The following is a 26067-nucleotide window of genomic DNA, read 5'->3' as shown; positions in this document are numbered from 1 at the left end:
AGACTACCATTTCAAAGGGAGGATTCACATGACATTCACAAAGAAAAGAAAACAACGCATGTCCATCCTGATTGCAGTAATGGTCATCATGGCGCTATTAGCCGGATGTGGAGGCGGTAGCGGAAACAGCGCACAAAAAGCAAATGGAGAGGATGATAAATCCCAAAAAGTTCAGCTGCAATTTTATATGCTGGGGGATGCTCCTAAGGATCTGTCTACCATTGAGGCGGAGATTAATAAATTGGCGGAAAAGGATCTGAATGCCACCGTCAAATTTAACTATACGACGTGGACAGACTGGGATCAAAAATATAAGCTGTTATTGTCTTCGGGTCAGCCTATCGACCTGATATTCACTGCAGATTGGACGCAGTATCAGGCCTATGCCAAGAAGGGCGCATTCCTGCCGCTAGACGATCTGCTGCCTAAGGCTGCACCTGCCTTGCAAAAATTTGTACCTCAGGACATGTGGGATGGAGTTAAAATCGGAGGCAAAATTTATACCGTGCCTGGCACGTATAAAGAGTATGTCACTAACGGTTTTGTATGGCGTGAGGATTTACGAGAGAAGTACAATTTGCCTAAACCGACAGATATCAAAAGTTACGAGGTTTATATGGATGGGATACGTCAGCATGAGCCAAATATGAAAACCGTATCTCTGAACAGCGATATCAAGGGAAATCTGCATGACCGATATACCGAATTAGTAACGAAGAGTGTAGGTGCCTTGCCTTATGGTATTGGTATTAAATATGAAAAACCAACAGAGGTTTATAAATATTGGGGCTCGGATGAACAAAAGGAAGAGCTGAACACTTACAAACGCTGGGCCGATAAAGGATTCATTCCCAAAAATGTATTAAACGTAAAAGATACGCTTCAGGATCAAGTGACTTCTGGTAAAGCGGCGAGTATTTTCGGTGACAATCCAACCCGGTTTAATGATATGGTCATTAAGCTCAAAGCATCTCACCCGGACTGGAAGCTCGAGTATTACCCATTCCCTTTGACGACAGGTTATGCAACTCCAGTGCATCCGATTCACAACGGCTTTGCAATTCCAAAAAGCAGCCCAAATCCGGCGCGCGCATTAGCTTTTTATGAAAAGCTTGTGACGGACAAACGCTATAACTTGCTCACGCAATATGGTATTGAAGGCAAAAATTACGAAGTCAAAGATGGTTACTATCATATGATTGGTAGCGGCAGTTCTAATGGATTTTCACGCGAAGGTATGAACAGTTGGGCTTGGCGTAACCCGGAATATATGCTGTTTGATTCAGGCTTTGACCGTGTGAAAAAGATTTTTGCTGAGCTGGATAAAATCCAGAAGCCTGACCTGTTTACCGGCTTTGCAGAGGACTACACGACCTACCAAGCAGAAAAAGCAGCTCTAGAACAGGTTGAGAAGCAATATCTGTATCCGCTCCAAGCTGGACTGATCGACAATGTAGATCAAGGCTTGCAGACCTTCTTGCAAAAGGCAAATCAAGCTGGTTTGGAGAAAATCCAAACCGAATATACAAAACAATGGGAAGCCTACGTAAAGGAGAAGGGGATTAAATAAAACATAAAGAATTATGATAAAGAATAAAGCAAGTCTCCAGAAAGTTGGAGGCTTGCTTTTTTAATATCAGTTTATGTTTTTGGGAGCAATGTTCCGTTATCAGAGCGGTCGTGTAGAGCAGTCTACTTATTGCGCATTTGCTTTAGAACGACGAAAATCTGTCGGTGTTACGCCCAAGCTACGCTTGAACATGCGATGGAAATAAGAGCTACTCGCAAATCCGGTTTGTTCTGCTACGTCAGCCACAGACCAGTCGGTCTGTTCCAGCAGTTCACAGGCCTTGCGAATACGGAGTTGTTGGATGACGTCCACGATGGTAGACATGGTCTGCTGCTTATATAGCCTGCTGACATAGATCGGCGACATATCCAGCTCTTCCGCAAGCTGATTGAGACAAAAATTGGGATCCGTATAGGTTTGCTCTATTCGTTCATTAATTTGCCGCACCAATCGTTCCTGCTTCGTGTTTCGTTTTTCCGATAGACTGGAGCGAATATGATCAAAGACCAATTGATAATGATCAATAAGATTCTCAGCGGTCTCTAACCGATCTGCGGATGGTAATTCAGGTTTAGTTTCTATAGCAAATCCATTGAGCTCACTGATATGCCGAACAGCATTATTCACACTCATGATGAGTCGAGATATTGCCACTTGAACGGAGGAAAATGGATATTTTTCCATATGCATCAACAATTCTTTGAACATACTGTGTGCATCCTCCGTATGACCAGACAGTAGTGTATCCAGCATTTTTTTCTCTTTATCGGCTGGATATACGTAAGTATTTTGGATATCCTTGTCTGTAGTGTTTTGCGCATTAATAATGCAGCCATGCCCCTGAAAAAATCGGTGCATAGATGCGTCTTGTACCTGGCGGTACAGCAAATGCAGCCGTTCTGGTTGACTCGTGATGGCACTGTAAGTCAGTGAAACGCTCAGCTTCAAATATTCAAAGCAAGCTTCACGTATTTGGCGTAATAAGGTTTCTAGCAGTACAGTGTCTGTATGCTCTGCGGGATCGAGAATGTTAAGCATCAGCAGTACACTGTCCTCATCCATATCAACGGTCTCCACCCGGTACGTTTGTCCGCATATTTCAGAAGCAATGTTCATGATTGCAAACTTATAGGGTAGCAGATCAGGTCCACGTTCGCTTTGCCATCGGGTATATTCATCTATGCGCAGCAGCACAAGGCGGTAGTCTTTGTCGAACTGGAACGTAATCCCAAGCTCGCGTAATCGTTCCGATTCTTCACCGGCAGGAAGATTTTGGATTCCTCGGATCACATTCCGTAAAATGTTTTGCCGGATTGTGTACATGCTGTTTCGTTTTTCCGATTCCAGTGAATTCATATGCACAACAATTTGGCCAATAGGCGTATACAGCATTTTGGATAGCAGCCACGAAGCCACGAATCCTGCCAATGCAATGATGGCGGCTATCAGTAACATCGCATTACGAATAACACTCGCCATTTTGATAACGCTTTCATATGGTGTGACACTAATATACTGCCAACCTAGTCCGTCCGGGGAGGTGTAGGAAATGAGTGATCTTTTACCATGAAAGTCTTCTACAAAATAGCCTGTTTCTTGTTTTTTGACTCTCGTGTGCAACCATAGCTGCTCTTTTTCGTTCAAAGTTTCGTCTGTCAATGTTGTACCAGACAACAGTCTGCCCTGATCGTCTAAAATATAAGCGGTCCCGCCTGAGATTGGATTCGCCGACATTTCCTTGTTCATCCAGGCCGCCGACACATTCACAATCACAGCCGAATTTATCGCTTCGTTCGAGTTAATTGCGTCATAACATAAATACGTATAGGCTGCGATATCTGGGCTTGCTTGCTCTACTCCAGTTCCGGAGTCTGAGGCCGACAGCAGCGGATACGTGCGTGGAATAGGCGTAAAGGGTTTATAGTCCTGATAATGATCCAGCACGCGAATGATATCTGTATCAGCCAGTTCATGTTTGCTGAATAACCCGTTTTGACCTTGTGATGACGCAATGTAGAAGGTGCCGCTTTTAGGGTTAAACACGTAGATGGATTCGATATACGGCATGGAGTTAAGATAATTGTTCAATTCGGTCATGGCAGCGGTTACATCATATACATTAGGTTTTGGATAATACAACAACTTGGACAGGGTACTGCTGCGATACATTTGAAATGCCAAAGATTGAGCAATAGATGTCATGTTAATAACTTCTTTGCTTCTCAACGTCAAGCTGTTGTGATTGGCCTCGAATGCCTGCTCCTTTTCCACGCGAATATAGTAAAAATAATACACAGTGGTGGATACCAGCAACGTTAGCGTAATACATAACGTAATGCTGACCAGCAATTTGCTGTGAAGCTTGTGATGCTTTTTGAAATTGCTCATATGAACAGGCCTCCTGTCTGTGTGCACGTAGCTGTAAAGTACACCCTATTTATGTATTCATTATACGTGTGATCTTGTGAACAGGACAGTGAACAAACCGATTCTTTGTGAAAAATAATGATTTTTTCGTAAAAAGGCCAGGAACACTTATACGCATTGGATTGCGTCGGTTCCCGGCCGGGTTTGTGTATTCAAATAAAAGAAGGAAAGATGACGGTACTGCAACTAGTCAGGAAATTGAACGTTACCATTAACGATATAGGCTCCGCCTGTACCATTTTCCGCTAGAGCTGGGATTGTATCGTTTAGCACGACACCACGAATGTCCGTAATCCGTATTTTCAGAGGTTGTTTTCCTAAGTTAGTACCTAGAAAGTGGTTGTAATCCTGTTTTTCGAGATTGAGCCATTGTCCGTTTTGTTGGACTTCCATCTTCAAGACCGGATATTTATGATTGCGTACTTGAATGGCTGCCCACCATTGGCTGCTGCCTTCTTTAATGCGGTAGGAGACATTGCCGTTAACCGGAGCTTTGACGACTTTCCACGAAATATTAATTTTTCCGTCTATCTGATTGCCAATCAGGTTGAACGCGTTTGGGGACAGATCGAGCGCGCCACTTGGACCTTCAGGGTAAAGATCAGTTACATATACGGTTGTTTTCCCTTTGGGACCTTGAACTTCCAAATAGGCTCCAGCTAATGCAGCTTTGATTCCGTTATAATTCAGTTGTGTGCGGTTAAGCGCTGTAATTTTGGCATCCGAAGGGATGGGATCAAGCAGTAATGCCCCTCCAGAGTAACCTGATCCTGTATATGTGGCGTACCCCGTGTATGTATCATTCCAAGCAGCTGAAGCGGGAAGGGCGAATAATACAAGACTTAGCAACGATGTTAGACCGATGGTTTTGAACTTTCGGAACGTCGATATTTTTTGCATAACATTTCCTCCTTATTCATTTAATAGATTCATATAGTAAATATAAACACTATATTACCTAATATTTCAAATTGTACAATAGGACTTTGAGGCAAAAAGAAAATATTGAAGATGTTTGTCAACATACTCATAGGCCATATGGCGTGTTTTTTAAGAAATGGTTGTACAGATAAAGAATAAGGGGAGGATTAAGTAATGAGGACGAAACTAGGACTTTTGGATGAAGTCTTTTAAATAGAATAAGCGAACTATTGTTCTCCTTTTGTTTGTCGTATACAATCGAATCATGCTGATTCAAATGGAGTGATGTTGAACTCTGTTGTATGCTGCAACGAAAGGATGTTTTGCACCATGATGGGAAGAGCCCATTTGATTATTGGAACCGGGGTCTCCCTGTCGGTATTAGCTTTAAGTGGATACGAAGTGACCCCGGCTGCCGTGGCAGCTGCTGTGGTCGGTTCACTGTTGCCGGATATTGACGAGCCTAACTCCATGCTCGTGAGCCGTGCGCTGCCAACCAAAATGCTTAGGCTTATACAGCTTCTAATGATTGGGGCTGCTGGTTGGGTATTTTTCACCCGTTTGGCTCCACCGCCATGGAATCTTGTTTTGGCTTTGCTGATGATCAGTGCTTCTTTTATGCCTTCACGATCCATGCGCAAGGTTATTATCTTTCTAATTGGTATCGGCCTAGCCTGGTATGGAGAATCATATGCACCGTGGAATTATATCGCCGGGTGTCTGCTGATCATTTGTACGTTAGTCCCACACCGGGGGTTGACACATACGGTATACGGGACAGTCGCATGGACTGCGTTGCTTTATGGTACGACACGTTTGCACGGTGACAGCATATGGCTGGCTGGAGGTCTAGCGTACTTGCTGCATTTACTGGCAGATTCCTTGACGAATAATGGAATCAAACCTTTGCCGCCGTTCAAATGGAAGCTGCGATTTAAATTGATGAGTACCGGAACCCGGAAGGGAGCTAAGATAGAAAACGTCTGTATTGCTTTAACTACTGTACTTGTAGTGATTGCTTTGCTTCGTTATAAGCATTTGATTTGATATATTCTATCTTTTGTTTCTATTAAATTAAAAAAACAGTCAAAGCACGTTGTACGTGTCTTGACTGTTTTTTTATAGATTGCGATTCTCTGTTACAACTTAGGCTCGTTCAATAATGGTATTCAGCGCTGTACGATCCAGGTTTTGAACTAGCTTGATGATCAGCTCTTTGGCTGCATCATAATCATCAGTGTGAATAATGGACGAGGAAGTATGGATGTATCGTCCACAGATGCCTATGACAGTGGATGGCACGCCAATTCCGCTCAAGTGCACTTGACCTGCATCGGTTCCCCCTGTGGAGATGAAATATTGATATTTGATTTTGTGAGTTTCCGCCATGTCTTGCACGTATTCCACAATTCCGCGATGTGTAATCATACCTGGATCAAATACCCGCAGCAGTGCGCCTTTACCGAGGTGCCCGTAAGCATTCGGGTCGCCGCCCATATCGTTGGCTGCACTGCAATCCAGTGCAAAGAATATATCCGGCTGAATCAGATTGGCCGCTGTGCGTGCACCACGCAGTCCCACTTCTTCTTGAACAGTGGCCCCTGCATACAATGTATTGGGAAGCTTGTCTTTTTCTTTATGTAATGCTTCGAGCAGTTCAATAGCCAAGCCTACACCGTAGCGGTTATCCCATGCTTTAGCCATGATTTTTTTAGGATTTGCCAGTGGAGTGAAATCACAGATCGGCGCAATGGCCGTTCCTGGTACGATCCCCAGATCTTGCGCTTCTTGTCTGCTGTCTACGCCGATATCCAGATACATATGCTTGATGTCCATAGGTTTGCTGCGTTGCGATTCATCCAGCAAATGAGGCGAGACAGAGCCAACTACACCAATAACTGGGCCTTTTGGAGTCAATACTTGAAGACGTTGTGACATAATGGCTTGGCTCCACCAGCCTCCAACCGGCTGAAAACGAATCATTCCAGTTTCCGTAATACCATTCACGATAAAACCGACTTCATCCAGATGGCCTGCCACCATCACACGTGGTCCACTCTCTTGACCGCGTAGCACCCCAAAAAGACTGCCCAGTCGATCTTGCACGATTTCATCGGTATAGCCGGATATCCGTTCCTTAACCCATGCCCGCAACTCACGCTCATGTCCAGGAATGGAAGGAAACTCCGTTAAGGTTTTAAACAATTCCAATGTTTTTGATTCCATGATGTATACCTCACTCCTTATTAATTAACCAGTGGTCGTCATGTATTCAGTATGAATGGATTTGTATCGAATGTCCACGATATCATTTTCCTGACATAACATTTCTCCAAAAAGCTCATAATGAAAAAGAGCCAAGCAATTCGAACCGCCAAGCGCGAAAACTTACAGATAAGGGGTGGTGAATGATGCCAGCTAAATCCGGGCAGCGCGGTTTTCGTACCAATACGTCGCCGCTGTCCATAAATGAGAAGGACTATCAGAATATTTCACAAAAGCATGAACCCTCGAGAAAAGTATTTGCCAATTGTGTGCGCGCTTTTCTGGTTGGAGGCGGGATATGTGTGATTGGACAGGCGATTCAAGAGGCCTTTATGGCAGGAATGCACATATCAGCCAAGGAGGCCGCCCCGCCGACCTCATCGATGATGATCTTGCTGGCGGTCATATTAACCAGTATCGGGGTTTACGATAAGGTTGCTCAATGGGCAGGAGCAGGAACCGCTGTGCCCATTACAGGCTTTGCTAACTCGATGTGTTCGGCTGCATTGGAATATCGTTCTGAGGGACTGGTGCTCGGAGTAGGCGCCAATATGTTCAAACTTGCAGGCTCGGTTGTCGTATTCGGGGTGGTGGCTGCATTTATCGTAGGCGTTATATATGCCATCCTTGGTGTGGGAGGCAATCACTTATGAGAAGACAGGGCGGACAAACCTGGAAGTTTGAATCGAGACCGCGCATTATTGGAAGTGCCACTGTTGTGGGCCCGGATGAAGGAGAAGGGCCGTTGTCCACAGATTTTGATTATATTTATGACAATATAGAAATCAACGAGAAAACGTGGGAAAAAGCAGAACGTAGATTGATTGAGCATTCTACAGAGCTGGCGCTAATTAATGCCAATTTGAACAAAGAAGAAGTGCAGTTTTTTATTAGTGGTGATCTGATGAATCAGATTATCAGTAGCTCCTTTTCGGCTAGCAAGCTGGCTATTCCCTATTTGGGTGTTTTTGGAGCCTGTTCAACATCAATGGAAAGCTTAGCCTTAGCCGCACTTATTGTGGACTCAGAGGCCGGTGACTACGTCATGGCGGGTACGACCAGTCATAACTGTACTGTAGAAAAACAATTCCGCTATCCTAATGAATACGGATCACAGAAGCCCCCTACGGCTCAGTATACTGTTACCGGTTCCGGCGCCGCAATTGTAGGACATGCCAAGTCAGGAACGGTGGTGGATTGTGCTACCATTGGACGTGTAATGGACATGGGCATTAAAGACCCTTTTAATATGGGTGGAGCCATGGCTCCCGCGGCTGCGGATACGCTGTTGTCTCATTTTCGAGACACTGGCCGTGACCCTGGTTACTATGATCTCATTGTAACGGGCGATTTAGCCTCAGTGGGGCTACCGATTGCCAAGGAGTTGCTCAAAAAAGATGGGTTCGATATGAATCAGACGGAATTTAATGATTGCGGTTTGCTGATTTACGACATCAATAAGCAAAAGAAAGTCATTGCAGGAGGCAGTGGTTGTGGCTGCTCGGCTGTTGTAACCTACGGGCATTTGTTGAAGAGGATTGAAAAAGGAGAGCTGCAAAAGGTACTGGTCGTGGCGACCGGAGCGTTATTATCTCCTTTGACTACACAGCAGGGTGAAAGCATTCCTTGTGTTGCACATGCTGTAGCTTTTGAAGCGGGAGGAACAGTATGATATTTCTATGGGCTTTTTTAGTGGGTGGTGCCATTTGTGTCGTGGGCCAGTTGATGATGGATGTGTTCAAAATGACGCCGGCACATACGATGAGTACGTTGGTGGTTGCAGGTGCAATTGCTGATGCTGTTGGGATATACGATCCGCTTATTAAATTTGCAGGAGCGGGTGCGACCATTCCAATTACCAGTTTTGGTAACTCACTTGTACACGGCGCATTAACCGAATTGGAGAAGGACGGATGGCTGGGTGTCATTACAGGGATCTTTAGTCTGACAAGTGCAGGAATTTCCTCTGCGATTATTTTCTCTTTTCTGGCATGCTTGTTTGTTCGTCCAAAAGGAAGCATATAAAAGACGCGTACTATAGAGTTGACATAAAAATAAATGATTATATACATGTGCCCTTCGGATCTAATGACCGAAGGGTTTTTAATTGTTCTGCACATGAAGATCGAAAGAAGGGTGGAGTTTGAATAATACGGGCAGGGGGTTAAGTGTACTCTGTGCCCACCTTCATGTACAATAATAGGAAACATGTTGCTATCTAGGAGGTTTACAGAGCTATGCCCGTACGTCAAGAATCTGTGCAGATTGTATCTGCAATCCGTTCTAATCTGGAATCATGTATATTAGGTAAATCCTTTGAAATAAAATTACTGCTTACGGCTATGCTGGCGGGTGGACACATTCTGATCGAGGACGTTCCGGGTACGGGAAAAACGCAAATGATCAAGGCTCTTGCCAAATCCATGCGCGGTGATTACCGCCGTGTTCAATGTAATCCTGATATTCTCCCGAGTGATATTACAGGGGTATCCATATTTCATCCACGGGACGAGCGTTTTTATTTCCGTCCGGGTCCTGTGATGACTAATATTTTGCTGGCGGACGAAATTAACCGAGCGACGACAAAAACCCAGTCGGCTCTGCTGGAAGTTATGGAGGAACGCAGTGTGACAGTGGATGGGGACACTCATATGTTGCCTCATCCTTTTATGCTGTGTGCGACACAAAATCCGATTGATTTTGAAGGCACTTATATGCTGCCGGAAGCACAGTTAGATCGTTTTATGCTCAAAATCAGCTTGGGTTATCCTGACATGGAGACGGAGCGAAACATGCTGCTTCGTCATCAGGCAGGCCAGCCAGCAGACCGCCTGGAGGCTGTAGCTCATATGGAGCAGATTGCTGACATCCAGCAGGAAATTAGAGGAATTTATATGGACGAAGCAGTGACGTCCTATTTACTTGATATCGTGCGTGCGACAAGAGAACATCCATCCGTGCTGCTGGGAGCTAGCCCTCGGGCGGCGCTTGCTTTTGTAATGGGTGCGAAGGCATACGCTTTTCTGGACAACCGTGACTATGTGCTGCCTGATGATGTGAAGGCGCTGGCACCTTATGTGCTAACGCATCGTTTGTTGCTGCGTCCCGAGGCGCGTCTGGACAGTTCCAGTGCCCAGTCCGTGCTCCAGGCTGTCCTTCGGCAGGTTCATGTACCCGTACGAATGGAGCGTCCTTAGGGAATGAATATGGTCAAAAGGAAGCGCAGGCTTCCACGGCTGTCAGGCCGCATCTGGCTTCTGGTGGTCATATGGGTGGTGTGCCTGCTATATTTGTTGTTTCAGGGCGGCAAGACGTCGGTCATGCTGTTGTCTATGGTTACGCTGTTAATCGTTTATTTATGGATCGTTGGTCTGAGCGGAGTTCGCCGTGTGCAAGGCTCCCGGCAGCTTTCGCAAGGCTCGCAGTTTGGAGAAATGCTGCATGCGGGAGATCAGGTGCATGTAAAGCTGAGCCTCAGTATACCTGGTTTTCTTCCGTTACCCTATGTCATTGTCCGTGAGGTCCTCAAGCGACATACAGGTGAATCCTGGTCGTTTGAGGACAGTGTCATTCCCAGTCTAAAAGGGGGCGGTCAGCTTACATTTCAGACTCCTACTTTAGAGCGAGGAAGCTATCACTTTGAGGAAACGGAATGTGTGAGTGAGGACATCTTCGGTCTGTTGGAGCACAAAGGCAGCTTGAACGCACGCGGTGAATTTCGGGTGCTGCCCCGAACGGTATTCATTCCGTATTGGCAGATGAATGACCGTCGCTCAAGGATGTCTGGACCGCAGACCGTTCAAACTCGAACGCGGCGTGAAACGACACAAATTAACGGTGTACGGGATTATGTATATGGAGATCGGTTTTCGCGCATCCACTGGAATGCGACGGCGCGTACAGGTAGCTGGAAATCCAAGGAATTTGAGCATGAGACCGTTCCTAAAACGATGCTTGTGCTGGACGTACACATGAAGCATTATGTAAACGCCGAACAGTTTGAGCTAGCTGTATCCTCTACCGCTTCATTGCTGGAATATGGTGGACGGGAGCGAATGGGGGTTGGATTGTGCACAGCTGGAGAGAAAGGTACCGTCTTTCAGCCAAGTGAGCAGACAATGGAACGACAACGAATGATGCATCACTTGGTAGACATACACACAACTTCACAAGGTAGCTTGAAATCCGCTGTAGAAAGCAGTGTACGCCAGTTTCCGCAAGGCTGTTATTTTATATTGATTAGTCCGCTGAAGGATTATCAGGCGATGGAGCTTCTTCGCTGGGCCGATACCCGGGGGATGACTCCGTGCCACGTCTATATCGGAGAAGGTTCTGCTGAGGGAGAAGCTGAAGAATGGATGAGCATGCTTCGTGCAAGAGGAATCAAGGGCTACGATGTTGAGAGCCTTGAGGAGCTCCCGGCTGTAATGGGGGGAGGAACACTATGAAGAGCTGGTTACAATCGTTAAAGGGTTCCTGGGCCCCCGCTTTTACATTTTTATGGATTATTATTATTGCCATGCAATGGGTTTCTTTTGCTTCCGAATTATGGCTGGAAGAGACAAGAGCACTTGTACTGATGACCATTACGATGCTGGCTCTGGTGAAGATTGTACTACCATTTCGTCCTTGGATTGAATTTATTGTTAAGGCGGCGGCGCTGTTTTTTATTTTGTATCGGACATTGGTGTCTTACTCCATCATTATCCCCTTCGGAGGGGTAGCCAATCGCCTGGACCAATTTATATCCAATATGTCTCCTTATATTTGGTTTTCCCTTATCGCTTGGCTAGTTATTGAAATGGTGCCGCTCATCGTTACAACGAAGCAACGGATTCTTGTTTTTGTGGGTATTAATATTGCCGCGCTGGCAGTGCTTGATTCCTTCACGCCAACTGTGCTGTGGGAGGAGGTTGCTTGGATCGTCTTTGCTGGTATGGGTTGGCTGGTGACACAGCATCTGCAGTATTTTCGGCAGCATTATCCTCAAGGATGGAAGCATATTCGGCGCTATCCATATAAAATAGCAGCCAATATTGCGGTCATTTTTGCGCTCATTATTATGGCTGGTGTTAATATGCCTGAGGTACAGCCAGCTTTGACTGATCCCTATACAGCGTGGACCCAGAGAGATAGCTCAACCACCGCTGGGATCAGCAATGGATCTGGGGCACTGAATCAGCGGATGAACACCGCATCGGGTTATAGTCGCCAGGATAATCGGTTGGGTGGAGGTTTTAATTTTGATTATTCTCCTGTCATGACCATCACGACCACTCAGCGAAGCTATTGGCGGGGGGAAACGAAACGAACCTATTCCGGTACAGGCTGGAGTGACGGGGGCAACGATGATCAAACGCTGAATGATGTGCCGATGACCGCAGAGCTTGAAAACACACAAGAAACGCGGCATTCGACTGAGCAGGTCGTTCAGACCATTACGATGCAAAACGACCAGAGCTATCCTGTTTTGTTTGGCGCCTATTCGGTGCAGCGTGTTCAATCGGTGGACAGAGATTCACGGGCAGATGGGTTACGTTGGAACCCGGAACAGGCGGAACTGCTTTGGAATCCATCCTCCCGAAGAACTGCTTATCCTAAAACGTATACTCTGGTATCGCATGTCCCTGTGATCCCTGAGAAAGAGCTACGCACAAAAACTTTTAATGAGTTGTACGGAAAAAATAAACAGGAAGCCTATCTACAAATTCCAGATGAGTTGCCACAGCGGGTTCGTGATTTGGCTCAGAACGTAACGTCAACGGCGAAAACGCCGTATGAAAAAGTCGGATTACTACAGCAGTATTTGCAGCAAAATTATGCATATACGAACAATCCGGACCTCTCACGGAAAAGAAGCAGAGATTTTGTGGATGCCTTTCTGTTTGAGATTCGGGAGGGCTATTGCGATTATTATTCCACCTCATTAGTCATGATGGCTCGCTCTGTTGGGGTTCCAGCCCGCTGGGTTAAAGGATATGCACCTGGTCAGCAGACGTTTTCAGATGATGCAACAACGGGCGAAAGTGACGAAAATATGTCCTCTTACTCCGTGACAAATGCGGATGCTCATTCCTGGGCGGAAGTATATTTAGGTGAATACGGTTGGGTCCCTGTAGAAGCTACGCCTGGCTTTGATATGCCGCTGCTTACGGAACAGGAGGATTCAAAGACTCCAGAAGCCCCTGAGGTTAAAGATCAGCCTGAACCAGAACAGCCTGAGCAGACCCCGCAGACTAATCCGGAGGAAGGTTCAAAGATTCATCCTGTAATCATAGGTTCTGCTGCTGCAATTCTGCTGCTGTGGGCTGCTTATATCGTCTGGCGTAATCGCGCAGACATTCACTTTTACCTGCTGCGTTTACGCAGAGGTAAGCCGCTGACTCCGGATGAAAAGGTGGTCGTCGAAACTGAGCACTGGTTAAGGTACATGCGAAGAAGGGGATTTGTCCGCGCCAGTCACGAGACGCTGAGGGAATCAGTTGATAGATGGTCGCTAGAAGTACCGGAACACGCTTCAATTTTACATCAGCTGCTTGGACGATTTGAACAAGCGCGTTATAGCCCCTCATCCGTAACCGCAGAAGATTGGCATATGGTTCGCCAGCAGGCATCTCTGTTACACAAAGAAGGATGGATAAAACGATGGGCTGGACGAAAAGCTGCGTCGGATCATAAGGATCAAGACTAGTCTATTTTTGATTAGGTTCAAACGCTGTCTATTTTAATCTTTAGCTATATATTTAGTGAAAAAGCTGTCCGTTTGTTGCGGATAGCTTTTTACTAAGCCATAGTAATATGGTATAGTTTGTCGTATGAAACTGAGGTGACCGACGTTGTTTGAAATGCTGATGCCCAAATTACGGGTGAATACCGTCTTTGATATTGATCTTGAAGGCTTGTATGCTCAAGGATATCGCGGCATTATTACGGATCTAGATAACACGCTGGTCGGTGCAAAAGCGCCGAATGCGACTCCCGAGCTGGTGGCCTGGTTTGAGAAGGTCAAACAGGCGGGTTTTAAGCTTGTCATCGTGTCTAACAACAATATGGACCGTGTATCCGTGTTTGCTACGCCTTTGGACATTGAATTTATACATGCCGCACGGAAGCCCTCCAACTCGTCTTTTCGTAGAGCCATCCGTATGATGGGGCTGACTCCGGAAGAGACTATTATGGTCGGGGACCAAATGTTGACGGACGTATTGGGAGGCAACCGACTGGGATTGCATACGGTGTTGGTGCTACCGATATCCATTCATGATGAAGGAGTCATGACCCGATTTAATCGGCGGTTGGAGCGAATCGCGCTCACAAGGTTACGTAAGAAAGGCTTATGGCTTGAGGAGGAAAAGAAGAATGACTGAAAGACCTGACGGCGGCACTGCCGTCAAATGTAGTGGTTGCGGTATCACCGTGCAGACCACTAGCCCGGAGCTTCCGGGATATATTCCTGAAAAATTGCTTACTCGCGAACCTGTCATCTGTCAGCGTTGCTTCCGGATCAAAAACTATAATGAGACGTCTTCAGTTACGGTGGATCAAGATGAGTTCTTGAAGCTGCTCAGCCAGATTGGCGACAAAGATGCGCTCGTCATCCACATTGTAGATATTTTTGATTTTGAAGGTAGCTTGATTTCTGGTTTGCAACGCTTTGTAGGCTCCAATCCAGTTATACTGGCTGTGAACAAGACCGATTTGCTGCCTAAGGTAACGAATTGGAACAAGGTACGTAACTGGGTACAAAAGCAAGCGAAGGAGCAAGGACTTCGCACAGAAGAAATCGTACTGTGCTCAGCTAAAAAAAATCAGGGCTTTGACCGTCTGTTGGATGTGGTATCTGAGCTCCGTGGTAACCGCGATGTATATGTAGTGGGAGCGACAAATGTGGGTAAATCCACACTTATTAATCGCTTGATTCGTGATTATAGCGATATGGAGCAGGAACTCACAACGTCCCGTTACCCGGGAACTACACTCGATATGGTGAATATTCCGCTCGACGACGGCAAGCATATCATTGATACTCCGGGTATTGTATACCCTTGGCGATTCAGTGAAATCGTCTCCCGTCAGGACTTGAGCGCTATTATGCCGGACAAGCCGCTGAAGCCTGCTGCATATCAGCTTGATGCCGGACAAACATTGTTTTTCGGCGGTATGGCCCGATTTGATTTTGTGGAGGGTCAGCACCAATCATTTACCTGCTACATTAACGGTGGTCTTAAGATACATCGCACGAAGCTGGAGCGAGCTGATCAGTTGTTCGCTGATCATGCCGGGGAATTGTTATCTCCGCCAACACGCGATCAATTGGCAGAGATGCCGGAATGGACAAGACATGAGTTCCGCGTTCCACGCAAATCTCCATCGGACATCTACATTTCCGGTTTGGGATGGATCAGGGTAAATAGCGAGAACGGAGCTCTGATTGCGGTTCATGCTCCTCGGGGAGTCCGTGTGCTTTTGCGGCCTGCGTTGATATAACGTTGCTGTAACCATGTTATAGGGCGGCAAGGAACAGGTACTGGTTCCTGCCGCCATTCATGTATTTGTGCGGCTTAATACTTTGCAATATGGGGGAGAGCAACGATGAACAGCGGGGAGTCTGAAGCGACCGAACAAGGTCTTGTACTATTGGGCGTATTGGGTGATCCGATCAAGCACTCCAAATCGCCTCTTATGCATAAAATAGCTTTACAGGCAGCGGGGATTGAAGGAGATTTTGTACCTCTTCATGTCAAACCGGATCAGCTGGAAGATGCCATGAAGGGGATTCGTGCTTTGCATTTCCGCGGAGTCAATGTGACGATTCCCCATAAAGTTGAGGTTATGAAATATCTGGATGAGATTGATGAAGGGGCCAGACTCATTGGCGCTGTCAATACGATAGTGAATGACAATGGACGTCTTAAGGGCTATAACACGGATGGAATTGGCTACGTACGTTCCCTCAAAGAAGAGACTTCTGTCGAGTTGAAGGGCGCAAGAATTGCTGTTCTTGGAGCCGGAGGGGCTGCTCGTGGCGTGATTCATGCTCTGTTGGAGGAGCAACCGGAATCGGTTATTATTTTGAACCGAACACGTGACAAAGCTGAGCAACTGGCATTAGAGTGGACGACGGAAGCAATCCCAGTGAGGGGTTATTCCAACGAAGATGCCAAGAGCGTGCTCGCCACAGTGAATGTGTTGATTAACACAACCTCGGTGGGAATGTCTCCTTTAGCGGATGAGCTTCCACTGGAAACGAGCTTGATTCCGGAGGGAATCATTGTGAGTGATTTGATCTACAACCCGCTGGAAACGAGACTTTTACAGGAAAGCCGTGAACAGCGCGGCTGCACTGTACATGGGGGTTTGGGCATGTTCGTGTACCAGGGGGCTGTGGCTTTTGAGTATTTTACAGGGGTTGTCCCTGCTGTAGAGCAAATGAGAGCGGCTGTGCTGAGTAGCCTGTCGTAAGTAAGATTGTACATTAAAATTATGGAAATGCTGCATTGTATATGTGGCGACGAAGGGGTTAAATATACATGTTAACAGGTAAACAAAAAAGATATTTGCGTTCAATGGCGCATCATTTGGACCCGGTTTTTCAAGTAGGTAAAAACGGTACGAATGAGCATCTTATGCGTCACATCAACGATGCGATTGAAAAGCGTGAGCTGATGAAAGTGCAAATTTTGAACAACTGTTTGGACGACAAGCATGAAATTGCGGAAGAACTGGCCGCGGAGACAGGTTCTGAGCTTGTTCAGATCATCGGGAGCACTATTATTTTGTACAAAGAATCCCGTGATCATAAGGAAATTGAGTTGCCTAGAGGATAACACGCGGGGAGAAAATTATGAAAATCGGTATTATGGGTGGTACATTTGACCCGATTCATATTGGACATCTGCTGGCTGGAGAAGCGGCAAGAGATGCCTATGGGCTGGATCAAGTATGGTTTATGCCTTCTCATATTCCTCCGCACAAGCATCAGGCGGGGGCGAGCGGTAAGGAGCGTCTGGAGATGACGAGTGAAGCGGTAGCGGGTCATCCTGCTTTTGAAGTGCTGGATATTGAAGTGCTTCGCGGGGGAGTATCCTATACCATTGACACGATCAAGGAGCTTCAAGAGTTGCACTCTGCTGTGGATTTTTATTTTATTATTGGTGCGGATATGGTGAACTACTTGCCTCATTGGCAGGGAATTGAGGAGCTGGCGCAGCGAATTTGTTTTATTGGTGTTCGGCGCCCAGGGTTTCAGCTTGCGTTGGATGAGTTGCCGCATTATTTGCAGGACAAGGTACTGCTGGCGGATATGCCGGTGGTGGATATTTCGTCGACGGATATTCGAGAGCGTGCTGCGGAAGGGCGCACTATCCGTTATCTTGTGCCAGATCGTGTGCATGACTATATTACAAGGGGCTGTTTGTATGAAGTACAGCCGTGAGCAATTAATGGAAGCCGTATCTGGTCAAATGCCTGAAAAGCGCTGGAAGCACACACTAGGTGTTATGCATACCTCAGTGGAGCTTGCGAAGCGCTATGGAGCAGATCCGGATAAGGCAGAACTGGCGGCTATTTTGCATGATGTAGCAAAATATTGGCCTGTTCAGCAGATGGAAGAGGTGATTCGCAGTCATCCCGAATGTGATCAGGAGCTTTTGGAACATGACAAGCAGCTCTGGCATTCAGAGGTAGGATACTGCGTTGCAGCAAGAGATTACGGAGTGGATGATCCGGAAATAAGGAATGCGATTCGCTGGCATACGTCAGGACGCGTAGGTATGAGCCTGCTGGATAAAGTCGTGTGTCTCGCTGATTACATCGAACCGGGACGGGATTTTCCGGGGGTTGAGCATATCCGTAAACAGGCAAAGAAAAGCTTGGAGCAGGGCCTTATCGCTGGATTTGACTCTACGATTTCATTGTTGCTGGAAAAGCAAAAGGTTATTTTTCCACTAACAGTCTTGTCGCGTAATGACTTGATTCAACAACTAAAACAGAGAAAAACGGAGGTTCATGAATGACCCTAACTAATGAGCAATTAATGCAAATAGCGGTTGATGCTGCAAATGATAAAAAGGCAATGAATGTTGTCGCACTGGATTTGCGGGGAATATCACTAGTAGCTGATTATTTTGTCATCTGCCATGGTAATTCGGATACACAGGTACAGGCGATTGCAACAGAAATTCGCAAACGCGCTCATGATGAAGGTGTAACCATCAAAGGAATCGAAGGAATGGATTCCGCCCGTTGGGTTCTAATGGATTTGGGGGATGTCGTAGTGCATGTCTTCCATCGCGACGAGCGCGAATACTATAACATTGAACGACTCTGGTCGGATGCTAAGGTTGTGGAAAAGGTATGAGTTTGATCGCCGGTACTTATGTCACCATTATGGTGGATCGTGAGGTATCTCCTTTCGGCTACTTTCTCACTGTTGGTGAGCAGGATGTGCTGCTGCATTATACGGAGCTGACACGTGAAATTGAAGTTGGTGAACGGTTGGAGGTATTTATTTTTCACGATACAGAGGACCGCTTGGCTGCAACCATGAAAAAGCCGTTCTTGTCGTTGGGCGAAATGGCAAAGCTTGAGGTGGCCGATGTGCATCCGCGTTTGGGTTGTTTTCTAGAGATGGGATTGGGTCGTCAGCTTTTGCTGCCGATTCGTGAGTTGCCAGAAAACCGAGATTTACATCCTCAGGTGGGCGACTACGTATATGCCATTATGGAGCATGACAAGCAAGGCAGACTGCGGGCTAAGCTGGCAGGGGAGCAGGAGCTTGCTCCGTTGTGCTTCCACGCCCCTGATTCGTGGCTGAATACGTGGGTGCAGGCGACGGTGTACAAGCCGCTTCAAATGGGTACATTCGTTCTGGTGGACGGAGGTCTGCTTGGTTTTGGCGCGATTGGGATGATTCACTCCTCGGAACGCAACCGGATGCTTCGCTTGGGCGAAGAGGTTAAGGTACGGGTCACACTTGTTCGCGAAGACGGTCGGGTCAATCTGGCGATGTCGCCACGCAAGGAAGTAGGCCGTGATGAGGATGCAGATCGATTGATTGCTTTTCTGAAGGAGCGTCCGGGTGGCGGCATGCCTTACTCCGACGCAACGCCGCCGGATATTATCAAGCAACGGTTTGGTATTAGTAAATCCGCCTTCAAGCGTGCGATGGGCAAGCTGATGAAGGAAGGAATGGTTACACAAAAGGAAAACTGGACCTACTTGGTGGAGAAAATGCCGAAACCGAAGGACGGGAATGGGGAATAAAAAATGGCTTCTTACCGGAAGTTTGCCTATGTGTATGATGAGCTGATGCAGGACATGCCGTACCCGGACTGGTTGCGATTTGCACGGCAGGCTTGGGATCAGTACGGTATGCCGCATACGGTGGCTGAGCTGGGCTGTGGAACGGGTTCGATTACGATTCCCCTAGTTAACTCGGGCTTCGAAGTGTCTGGAATCGACTTATCCTCTGACATGCTGGCAGTAGCCCGTCGCAAAATGGAAACCACTCCCCAGGGACAGCGATTGTTTCGTGAGGGAAGCGTTCGCTGGATACAGCAGGATATGAGAGAATGGGTTTTACCCGAGCCTGTGGATTCTGTAATTTCTTTTTGCGATTGTCTGAATTACTTGTTGGAGGAAGAAGATATAATTTCTACTTTTCGTAGAACTCATGCTGGTCTGAAGCCTGGCGGAACCTTCTTGTTCGATGTACATCATCCCCAGACGTTTTTACGTTATGATGAAGAGCAGCCATTCGTACTGGATGATCGCTCTATCTCATATATCTGGACATGTGCGTTGGACACTCCCCGTTGTGAAATTGAGCATCATCTTAGTATCTTTGCGAAAGCAGAACATGAAGGACGCGATCTATACCAGCGTTTCGAGGAAATACATGTACAGCGTGCCTATGACCCAGACTGGATGAAGGCAGAATTGTCCAAAGCAGGTTTTCGTGATGTGAAGGTATATGCGGATTTTGAATGGGTAGAAGCAGAAGGTGACGCGGCGAGACTGTTTTATGTTGCTGTAAAATAGTGAAGACTCATTGAGCAAATTTAGGAAAAGAAAGACGCTTTTCATGATGACATGAAGGGCGTCTTTTTGCACTCATATATTCACTTTATAGTTCAACTGAAGCTCATCACCCGGTACACCCCGAATACCCCAGTTCTGTTTGGGCGTTTCAAATATAGTAATCTCAAGATCCTGTGGAGCAATGCCAAAATGGTCCGTAATTCGTTGGAATAACAGCTGGATGAGCTGCTTCTTAGCTTCTGTCGTTCTGCCTTCAAAGATACTGATTTCAATAATGGTGTACGCCTCAGAGCGACCATCGGCATATATAAAGTCTTCCTGATCCATAGGGAAAAAACGATGAAACCTCTTGTCTGGAGGATATTTGAACGCATCCACCACAGCAGAATGAATCACCTCTGATAGTTGCTTTTTGATTGGATTTAGAGTTTCTTTTATTCCAAAAATTTTAATCTGTGCCATGTCTCAGCTCACCTTTCTTATCTCAACTCAACTCAATTTGCATCAATTTAATTCGAAGTTATTATAAAACATTCGTATGCATGTGTCATGAACAATTAGTATGAAGAGGGTCTTTAACACCAAAGCTAGTCCTTATTTGACTTTTTTCGCGGTTTTCAATATAATAGTGCCATTATTAACGGTTAAACAATCGCTGATGAGGAATAGTAGCTTTGTCTGGACATATAGAGAGCCGGCGGGTGGTGCAAGCCGGTTGACAGCGCAAAGTGAACTCGCCTCGGAGATATGCGTCCAACGCAGGAACGCCTTTACAGGTGCTTGTATCCTGTTATTAACCCGCATCGGATCACCTCCGTTATCAGGTGCAAAGGGAGTAGAACGCGAAGAACGCTTTCTGCTAACTAGGGTGGTACCACGGGAATATAACCTCTCGTCCCTAGCGCTGACACGCTACGGGATGCAGAGGTTTTTTTGTTGCATACCGTTTGAGGAGGAAAAGACAATGACAGACACACAGCCGAAGCACGGCTATCAACCGCAAAGTATTGAACCAAAATGGCAGAAATATTGGGATGAGAACAAGACGTTCCGCACCGGGGAAGAGCCGGGCAAACCGAAGTTTTATGCTTTGGATATGTTTCCGTACCCATCTGGAGCCGGCCTGCATGTAGGCCACCCAGAGGGCTACACAGCTACGGATATTGTTTCACGTTATAAAAGAATGCGCGGCTACAACGTACTGCATCCGATGGGTTGGGACGCCTTCGGTCTGCCTGCCGAGCAGCATGCGCTGGATACAGGGGAACACCCACGCGAAATTACGGTGAAAAACGTAAATAACTTCCGCCGTCAAATCAAATCGCTCGGCTTCTCCTACGACTGGGATCGTGAAATCAGCACGACGGACCCTGATTACTACAAATGGACACAGTGGATCTTCATCCAGCTGTACAAGCGCGGCCTTGCATATGTAGCTGAAGTACCCGTGAACTGGTGCCCAGCGCTGGGAACAGTGCTGGCGAATGAAGAAGTTATTGACGGCAAGAGTGAGCGTGGCGGTCATCCGGTCGTCCGTAAACCAATGCGTCAATGGATGCTGAAAATTACGGAATACGCGGATCGTCTGCTGGATGATCTGGAGGAACTGGATTGGTCTGAGAGTATTAAGGATATGCAGCGGAACTGGATCGGTAAGTCTACCGGGGCAGAGGTTCGTTTTCCAATTGAAGGCTATGACGAGCAACTCACAGTATTTACAACCCGCCCAGATACACTGTTCGGCGCAAGCTACTGTGTGCTGGCACCAGAGCAGGAATTAGTGGATATTATCACTACGCCTGAGCAAAAGGATGCTGTACAACAGTACCGTGAACAAGCTGCTCGTAAAAGCGATCTGGAGCGTACAGATCTGGCCAAGGATAAAACAGGCGTATTCACAGGAGCTTATGCAGTGAACCCGGTGAACGGCGAAAAGCTGCCGATCTGGATTGCTGACTATGTACTGGCAGGCTACGGAACTGGAGCGATTATGGCTGTACCTGCTCACGATACGCGTGACTGGGAATTTGCCAAGCAATTCGGATTGAATATCATTGAGGTTGTCCAAGGTGGAGATGTGGCTAATGAGCCATATACTGAGGATGGACCGCACGTCAATTCAGGCCCGCTGAATGGACTTACCAACGAGGAAGCGATTCCGAAGATGATTGAATGGCTGGAAGCCGAGGGCAAAGGACACGGCAAAGTCACCTACCGCCTGCGTGACTGGCTGTTCAGCCGTCAACGCTATTGGGGCGAGCCGATTCCGGTAATTCATCTGGAGGATGGAACGATCAAAACGGTTCCTGAGGACCAACTTCCGCTCGTACTGCCGGAGATGGACAATATCAAGCCTTCAGGTACAGGTGAATCCCCGCTGGCGAACGCAACAGATTGGGTGGAAACCATTGATCCTGAGACAGGTATGAAAGCACGTCGCGAGACGAATACAATGCCGCAATGGGCAGGAAGTTGCTGGTATTACCTGCGCTTTATTGATCCGAAAAATGACAAAGAGCTTGTATCCAAAGAGAAACAACGTGAATGGATGCCTGTTGATTTGTATATTGGCGGAGCGGAACATGCGGTTCTTCACTTGCTGTATGCCCGTTTCTGGCATAAGGTACTGTATGATATCGGCGTAGTGGAAACGAAAGAGCCTTTTTATAAGCTGGTCAACCAGGGTATGATTTTGGGCAACAACAATGAAAAAATGAGTAAATCACGCGGTAATGTCATTAATCCTGATGATATTGTCAATACATTTGGCGCCGATACGCTGCGTATTTATGAGATGTTTATGGGGCCGCTGGAAGCGACCAAGCCATGGAATGAGAATGGGGTAGAGGGAGCACATCGTTTTCTGTCCCGCGTATGGCGCCTGTTTGTTTCGGAGGATGGTAGCCTGAATGATAAAATTACAAATGACGGCGGTAGCGATGAGTTCAATCGTACTTGGCATAAAACGCTGAAAAAAGTAACCGAAGATCTGGATGCGCTGCGCTTCAATACAGCGATCAGCCAGCTGATGATCTTCACCAACGATGCATACAAAGCAGACCTTCTGCCGCGTGCAGCAATGGAAAACTTCGTGCAAATGCTGTCGCCGCTTGCACCCCATCTGGCTGAGGAATTGTGGCAGCTGCTGGGGCACAATGATAGCATTACCTACGCGGCTTGGCCTGCTTATGATGAAGCATGGACGGTGGACGCCGAAGTGGAAATTGTTGTGCAAGTAAATGGTAAAATCGTACAGCGTGCAACGATTGCCAAGGATCTTGATGCTAAAGCGATGGAGGCATTCGCTGTGTCGTTGGACAATGTTCAGCAGGCACTGGCCGGCAAAACGATCCGCAAGGTAATTGCTGTTCCAGGTAAGCTGGTTAATATTGTTGCCGGTTAATCGGCTTTAAGCCGAAGGAGACATCTACCTTTTGCATGTCCTCTTCATACTTGTTGTGCGTGGCCTGTATTAGCTCGGGAAAGACGCTATGCAGGCTGATGTCCAACAATGCGAGAGCTTCGGCGGTAATACCTCCGGGAACCGCCACTCTGGCCTGTAACTCGGCTGGTGTCATCCCGCCTTCCGTGAGCAGCTTTCCAGTGCCGATGATCATTTCACCGGCCAGGGCGCATAGCTCCGTACGGTCTATACCTGTAGCTTGAACTGCGGCTTGAATCCACTGGTCCATAAAAAAGGCCAAGAAAGCAGGACCACAACTCGAAAAATCCGACGTGATCCGAGTATAAGATTCTTTAACCCGAATCGGCCTGCTGATGTGGGACATAAGCTCTTCCAGAAGGGTGCGATCCTCCTCTGTAATCCGGCTTCCATGGATGCACAGCGAGGCTCCGCTGCCCACTTGGTGGGTGATACTTGGAATAATTTTGGACACTTTGGCTTTCAGTGCATGTTCCAAAATACGAATCTGCACCGGGCTTGTGATAGATACGACGATTTGCTCTTCTGTAATGACGTTGCGTATTTCATCCGTTATGGCTTTTGATTCCAGCGGCTTCACACAGATAAACAAAACATCGCTTTCCGCTGCCGTTTCACGGTTGCTTTGGGCTGCATGCAAACCTGGATAGCGACGGGCTAGCTCGGTTACCTTGGAATGCGTTCGATTGCTTGCTGATATTTGCTGCGGCTTGAGTGCGTTAGAATTAATAAAAGACTCAATTAGCAGACTTCCCATGCTGCCAGTCCCGATAAATCCAACTTTCATTGTTCAACGTCCTCCTTTCATACTTTGCGGTATAGACGCTGTGCTGTCAGCTGTCATTCTTCTTAGTGTATGCGCCAGGTCTTGGCCGACATGACGAATTTTATGTCTAAGCATGTTAGATCGTCCCCGGGGTCGTACCACTTTTTTTTGTGAAAATGCTCACAGCGAGACCGTATGGAGGTTGTTTGCACCCTCCGGTTTAACGGGAATTGGACAGACTTGCTCTGTTTGATTGAGACGGTGTTTTCAGTCGGCTCAATTTTCCGAAATCCATGTGGAGTAGGGGACGATACGGAAATGAAACGTGTATGGACAGGAACAGCGATAACGCTTGCTGTAATCGGGAGTGGACTTATTTTATTTGCCGGAGGACAGCGCTCTGAGCCGCAAGAAGAGTGGACTTTACTTAACCATAAGGTGGAGCAGGCTGTGGCGATGGAGACAGAGCCAAATAAGTCGCAGCGCAGCAGTGACTACGCCCGGAAAAAGCCTGGTGTAAAAGAACCTTCAGACAAAGCTGAGCGCAGTAGGAATGCCGAAGCCGCTGACAATGTGAAACGTGATACTGTGCAGATTTCTACTGGTGTATCTGCTGCTGTGAGCGAAAACTCTATTGCGGGAAATTCAAGTACCGTAAAGCAGTCAGGTGTTGCGAATCCGAGCTCAGACACAGGTATTGTTAGTTCGAGTGGTGCAACGACGAGTAGGACCAATAGGGTAAGTGATTCGGTTACTACACCCGATTCCGGCGAAAAAAAGGTAAACATCAACACGGCGACTGCTGCTGAGTTAATGGAATTACCAGGGGTTGGGGCTAAAAAAGCCGAGGCTATACTGAACTACCGTAATCAGCACGGGGCGTTCAAACGTGTGAACGATTTGGATCATGTAAAGGGAATCGGAGCTAAAATGTTGGCTAAAATGAAGCCGTATGTCAGTTTGTAACTTATATAAGATTATAATGTACAGGTCCTGAGAACGGCGGTAGCGGATATGGTTTACGTTTTAACTTGTTTATACGGGAGAGATGGAAATGAGTGCAGATGTACGCAAGGACTGGGACACCTATTTCATGGATATCGCTTATATGGTATCCACCCGTTCGCGCTGTGCGCGGCGTCATGTTGGAGCCGTACTTGTACAAGGTAAAAAGCTTTTGGGGACGGCCTATAATGGAGCACCATCCGGGGTACCTGACTGTTCTGAGGCAGGCTGCATGATCTCAGAGGAGTATGAGGTCGTTCACCGTGATGGGCGTGAGGAAATGGTTAAGAAGCAGCGTTGTATTCGCACTATTCATGCGGAGCAGAACCTGCTGCTGTTTACTGACCGAATTGATCGTGAAGGCTCTTCAGTATACGTCACCGACCAGCCATGCTGGACGTGTGCCAATATGTTGGCGAACAGCGGTATTGTGGAGATTGTATACCACCGACCTTATCCCAAAGATGCCGACAAGGTTCGTGCTATGATGGAGGAGAAGGGAATCGCCTTTCGTATGCTGAAAACCTATCATCCACCAAAAGAAACGCTGATGGATGTAATGAATTAAAAAAGTAAACGAGGAAGAACCTCTGACGAATGCTATTTTGTCAGAGGTTCTTTTTGTTTTGT

The 26067-nt window shown here is 46.9% G+C and carries 25 protein-coding genes and 1 other annotated feature; of the genes, 20 read left to right on the top strand and 5 right to left on the bottom strand.

What is annotated here, in order from left to right; translation table 11 throughout:
• Positions 1-28 precede the first annotated feature (28 nt).
• Positions 29-1570 carry an extracellular solute-binding protein gene (locus ACYCSE_RS00815; RefSeq protein WP_459700846.1) on the top strand — a complete coding sequence of 514 codons (1542 nt, stop codon included), beginning with the start codon at positions 29-31 and terminating at the stop codon, positions 1568-1570.
• Positions 1571-1696: 126 nt separating this feature from the next.
• Here ACYCSE_RS00815 and ACYCSE_RS00810 read toward each other — a convergent pair whose 3' ends face one another.
• Both ACYCSE_RS00810 and exlX read right to left on the bottom strand, forming a co-directional pair.
• Positions 1697-3958, bottom strand: a complete 2262-nt coding sequence (locus ACYCSE_RS00810) for a helix-turn-helix domain-containing protein (RefSeq protein WP_459700844.1) — start codon at positions 3956-3958, stop codon at positions 1697-1699.
• Between the two features lie 225 nt (positions 3959-4183).
• Positions 4184-4897, bottom strand: a complete 714-nt coding sequence (gene exlX, locus ACYCSE_RS00805; protein WP_061830386.1) for an expansin ExlX — start codon at positions 4895-4897, stop codon at positions 4184-4186.
• A 351-nt stretch (positions 4898-5248) separates the two neighbouring features.
• Here exlX and ACYCSE_RS00800 point away from each other — a divergent pair, with 351 nt between their 5' ends.
• Complete coding sequence (locus ACYCSE_RS00800) at positions 5249-5965, top strand: metal-dependent hydrolase (protein WP_061830385.1); 717 nt, start codon at positions 5249-5251, stop codon at positions 5963-5965.
• A gap of 99 nt (positions 5966-6064) precedes the next feature.
• Here ACYCSE_RS00800 and ACYCSE_RS00795 read toward each other — a convergent pair whose 3' ends face one another.
• On the bottom strand, positions 6065-7144 hold the full coding sequence (locus ACYCSE_RS00795) for a M42 family metallopeptidase (protein WP_459700841.1): 1080 nt from the start codon (positions 7142-7144) through the stop codon (positions 6065-6067).
• A 185-nt stretch (positions 7145-7329) separates the two neighbouring features.
• Here ACYCSE_RS00795 and spoVAC point away from each other — a divergent pair, with 185 nt between their 5' ends.
• The 15 genes from spoVAC (at position 7330) to ACYCSE_RS00720 (ending at position 20224) form a co-directional block, all read left to right on the top strand.
• Complete coding sequence (gene spoVAC, locus ACYCSE_RS00790; RefSeq protein WP_103049575.1) at positions 7330-7836, top strand: stage V sporulation protein AC; 507 nt, start codon at positions 7330-7332, stop codon at positions 7834-7836.
• Positions 7833-8855: a stage V sporulation protein AD gene (gene spoVAD / locus ACYCSE_RS00785; protein WP_023989537.1), complete on the top strand. Its 1023-nt coding sequence runs from the start codon at positions 7833-7835 to the stop codon at positions 8853-8855. Before spoVAC ends, spoVAD begins: the two co-directional genes overlap by 4 nt.
• Positions 8852-9208, top strand: a complete 357-nt coding sequence (gene spoVAE, locus ACYCSE_RS00780; RefSeq protein WP_013311204.1) for a stage V sporulation protein AE — start codon at positions 8852-8854, stop codon at positions 9206-9208. The genes spoVAD and spoVAE overlap by 4 nt, the downstream gene beginning before the upstream one ends.
• Positions 9209-9420: 212 nt before the next feature.
• Entirely contained in the window at positions 9421-10380 is a 960-nt protein-coding gene (locus ACYCSE_RS00775) for an AAA family ATPase (RefSeq protein ID WP_459700837.1), read from the top strand.
• A gap of 3 nt (positions 10381-10383) precedes the next feature.
• Entirely contained in the window at positions 10384-11631 is a 1248-nt protein-coding gene (locus tag ACYCSE_RS00770) for a DUF58 domain-containing protein (RefSeq protein WP_459700835.1), read from the top strand.
• Entirely contained in the window at positions 11628-13874 is a 2247-nt protein-coding gene (locus tag ACYCSE_RS00765; protein ID WP_459700833.1) for a transglutaminase TgpA family protein, read from the top strand. Before ACYCSE_RS00770 ends, ACYCSE_RS00765 begins: the two co-directional genes overlap by 4 nt.
• Positions 13875-14019: 145 nt before the next feature.
• The gene (locus ACYCSE_RS00760) at positions 14020-14550 is read left to right on the top strand and encodes a YqeG family HAD IIIA-type phosphatase (protein WP_013311200.1); all 531 of its coding nucleotides are present in this window, start codon (positions 14020-14022) and stop codon (positions 14548-14550) included.
• Complete coding sequence (gene yqeH / locus ACYCSE_RS00755; RefSeq protein ID WP_039272319.1) at positions 14543-15670, top strand: ribosome biogenesis GTPase YqeH; 1128 nt, start codon at positions 14543-14545, stop codon at positions 15668-15670. The genes ACYCSE_RS00760 and yqeH overlap by 8 nt, the downstream gene beginning before the upstream one ends.
• A gap of 105 nt (positions 15671-15775) precedes the next feature.
• Positions 15776-16645, top strand: a complete 870-nt coding sequence (gene aroE, locus ACYCSE_RS00750; protein WP_322160757.1) for a shikimate dehydrogenase — start codon at positions 15776-15778, stop codon at positions 16643-16645.
• Positions 16646-16713: 68 nt separating this feature from the next.
• Positions 16714-17010, top strand: a complete 297-nt coding sequence (gene yhbY, locus ACYCSE_RS00745; RefSeq protein WP_013311197.1) for a ribosome assembly RNA-binding protein YhbY — start codon at positions 16714-16716, stop codon at positions 17008-17010.
• 17 nt (positions 17011-17027) lie between these two features.
• Positions 17028-17618, top strand: coding sequence for a nicotinate-nucleotide adenylyltransferase (nadD, locus tag ACYCSE_RS00740; protein WP_336077634.1), 591 nt, complete (start codon positions 17028-17030; stop codon positions 17616-17618).
• Positions 17602-18198 (top strand): bis(5'-nucleosyl)-tetraphosphatase (symmetrical) YqeK, encoded by a 597-nt coding sequence (yqeK, locus tag ACYCSE_RS00735; RefSeq protein WP_444955214.1) that lies wholly within the window; start codon positions 17602-17604, stop codon positions 18196-18198. Before nadD ends, yqeK begins: the two co-directional genes overlap by 17 nt.
• Complete coding sequence (rsfS, locus tag ACYCSE_RS00730; RefSeq protein ID WP_459700828.1) at positions 18195-18542, top strand: ribosome silencing factor; 348 nt, start codon at positions 18195-18197, stop codon at positions 18540-18542. Before yqeK ends, rsfS begins: the two co-directional genes overlap by 4 nt.
• The gene (locus tag ACYCSE_RS00725; protein WP_459700826.1) at positions 18539-19447 is read left to right on the top strand and encodes a CvfB family protein; all 909 of its coding nucleotides are present in this window, start codon (positions 18539-18541) and stop codon (positions 19445-19447) included. The genes rsfS and ACYCSE_RS00725 overlap by 4 nt, the downstream gene beginning before the upstream one ends.
• A gap of 3 nt (positions 19448-19450) precedes the next feature.
• Positions 19451-20224: a class I SAM-dependent DNA methyltransferase gene (locus ACYCSE_RS00720; protein ID WP_250268861.1), complete on the top strand. Its 774-nt coding sequence runs from the start codon at positions 19451-19453 to the stop codon at positions 20222-20224.
• Between the two features lie 72 nt (positions 20225-20296).
• Here the strand turns inward: ACYCSE_RS00720 and ACYCSE_RS00715 are convergent, their stop codons facing one another.
• Positions 20297-20686 carry a tautomerase family protein gene (locus ACYCSE_RS00715; RefSeq protein ID WP_039272313.1) on the bottom strand — a complete coding sequence of 130 codons (390 nt, stop codon included), beginning with the start codon at positions 20684-20686 and terminating at the stop codon, positions 20297-20299.
• A gap of 184 nt (positions 20687-20870) precedes the next feature.
• Positions 20871-21127, top strand: a binding site (T-box leader).
• A 61-nt stretch (positions 21128-21188) separates the two neighbouring features.
• On the opposite strand from ACYCSE_RS00715, the gene leuS reads away from it, so the two are divergent.
• Positions 21189-23627 carry a leucine--tRNA ligase gene (gene leuS, locus ACYCSE_RS00710; RefSeq protein ID WP_250260885.1) on the top strand — a complete coding sequence of 813 codons (2439 nt, stop codon included), beginning with the start codon at positions 21189-21191 and terminating at the stop codon, positions 23625-23627.
• Here leuS and comER read toward each other — a convergent pair.
• A complete protein-coding gene (gene comER / locus ACYCSE_RS00705; protein WP_459700822.1) occupies positions 23608-24453 on the bottom strand; it encodes a late competence protein ComER in 846 nt (281 codons plus the stop codon). The genes leuS and comER overlap by 20 nt on opposite strands.
• A 297-nt stretch (positions 24454-24750) precedes the next feature.
• Between comER and ACYCSE_RS00700 the strand changes: the two genes are divergently transcribed.
• Both ACYCSE_RS00700 and ACYCSE_RS00695 read left to right on the top strand, forming a co-directional pair.
• Positions 24751-25398: a ComEA family DNA-binding protein gene (locus ACYCSE_RS00700; RefSeq protein ID WP_459700820.1), complete on the top strand. Its 648-nt coding sequence runs from the start codon at positions 24751-24753 to the stop codon at positions 25396-25398.
• An 88-nt stretch (positions 25399-25486) separates the two neighbouring features.
• Positions 25487-26005, top strand: a complete 519-nt coding sequence (locus ACYCSE_RS00695; protein ID WP_025723414.1) for a deoxycytidylate deaminase — start codon at positions 25487-25489, stop codon at positions 26003-26005.
• The last annotated feature ends 62 nt before the right edge of the window (positions 26006-26067 follow it).

It is taken from the genome of Paenibacillus sp. SEL1 (assembly GCF_054602535.1).
The sequence above is the reverse complement of the archived record's forward strand: the minus strand, read 5'-3'. Positions and strand labels throughout refer to the sequence as shown.

What these genes read in the sequence shown, in the direction of transcription:
- spoVAD (WP_023989537.1), top strand. Translation starts at nt 7,833, where the DNA reads ATGAGAAGACAGGGCGGACAAACCTGGAAGTTTGAATCGAGACCGCGC.
- aroE (WP_322160757.1), top strand. Translation starts at nt 15,776, where the DNA reads ATGAACAGCGGGGAGTCTGAAGCGACCGAACAAGGTCTTGTACTATTG.
- ACYCSE_RS00765 (WP_459700833.1), top strand. Translation starts at nt 11,628, where the DNA reads ATGAAGAGCTGGTTACAATCGTTAAAGGGTTCCTGGGCCCCCGCTTTT.
- ACYCSE_RS00815 (WP_459700846.1), top strand. Translation starts at nt 29, where the DNA reads ATGACATTCACAAAGAAAAGAAAACAACGCATGTCCATCCTGATTGCA.
- ACYCSE_RS00695 (WP_025723414.1), top strand. Translation starts at nt 25,487, where the DNA reads ATGAGTGCAGATGTACGCAAGGACTGGGACACCTATTTCATGGATATC.
- yhbY (WP_013311197.1), top strand. Translation starts at nt 16,714, where the DNA reads ATGTTAACAGGTAAACAAAAAAGATATTTGCGTTCAATGGCGCATCAT.
- ACYCSE_RS00715 (WP_039272313.1), bottom strand. Translation starts at nt 20,686, where the DNA reads ATGGCACAGATTAAAATTTTTGGAATAAAAGAAACTCTAAATCCAATC.
- spoVAC (WP_103049575.1), top strand. Translation starts at nt 7,330, where the DNA reads ATGCCAGCTAAATCCGGGCAGCGCGGTTTTCGTACCAATACGTCGCCG.
- yqeK (WP_444955214.1), top strand. Translation starts at nt 17,602, where the DNA reads ATGAAGTACAGCCGTGAGCAATTAATGGAAGCCGTATCTGGTCAAATG.
- leuS (WP_250260885.1), top strand. Translation starts at nt 21,189, where the DNA reads ATGACAGACACACAGCCGAAGCACGGCTATCAACCGCAAAGTATTGAA.
- rsfS (WP_459700828.1), top strand. Translation starts at nt 18,195, where the DNA reads ATGACCCTAACTAATGAGCAATTAATGCAAATAGCGGTTGATGCTGCA.
- ACYCSE_RS00725 (WP_459700826.1), top strand. Translation starts at nt 18,539, where the DNA reads ATGAGTTTGATCGCCGGTACTTATGTCACCATTATGGTGGATCGTGAG.
- ACYCSE_RS00775 (WP_459700837.1), top strand. Translation starts at nt 9,421, where the DNA reads ATGCCCGTACGTCAAGAATCTGTGCAGATTGTATCTGCAATCCGTTCT.
- yqeH (WP_039272319.1), top strand. Translation starts at nt 14,543, where the DNA reads ATGACTGAAAGACCTGACGGCGGCACTGCCGTCAAATGTAGTGGTTGC.
- ACYCSE_RS00795 (WP_459700841.1), bottom strand. Translation starts at nt 7,144, where the DNA reads ATGGAATCAAAAACATTGGAATTGTTTAAAACCTTAACGGAGTTTCCT.
- comER (WP_459700822.1), bottom strand. Translation starts at nt 24,453, where the DNA reads ATGAAAGTTGGATTTATCGGGACTGGCAGCATGGGAAGTCTGCTAATT.
- ACYCSE_RS00810 (WP_459700844.1), bottom strand. Translation starts at nt 3,958, where the DNA reads ATGAGCAATTTCAAAAAGCATCACAAGCTTCACAGCAAATTGCTGGTC.
- ACYCSE_RS00700 (WP_459700820.1), top strand. Translation starts at nt 24,751, where the DNA reads ATGAAACGTGTATGGACAGGAACAGCGATAACGCTTGCTGTAATCGGG.
- exlX (WP_061830386.1), bottom strand. Translation starts at nt 4,897, where the DNA reads ATGCAAAAAATATCGACGTTCCGAAAGTTCAAAACCATCGGTCTAACA.
- spoVAE (WP_013311204.1), top strand. Translation starts at nt 8,852, where the DNA reads ATGATATTTCTATGGGCTTTTTTAGTGGGTGGTGCCATTTGTGTCGTG.
- ACYCSE_RS00800 (WP_061830385.1), top strand. Translation starts at nt 5,249, where the DNA reads ATGATGGGAAGAGCCCATTTGATTATTGGAACCGGGGTCTCCCTGTCG.
- ACYCSE_RS00720 (WP_250268861.1), top strand. Translation starts at nt 19,451, where the DNA reads ATGGCTTCTTACCGGAAGTTTGCCTATGTGTATGATGAGCTGATGCAG.
- ACYCSE_RS00770 (WP_459700835.1), top strand. Translation starts at nt 10,384, where the DNA reads ATGAATATGGTCAAAAGGAAGCGCAGGCTTCCACGGCTGTCAGGCCGC.
- nadD (WP_336077634.1), top strand. Translation starts at nt 17,028, where the DNA reads ATGAAAATCGGTATTATGGGTGGTACATTTGACCCGATTCATATTGGA.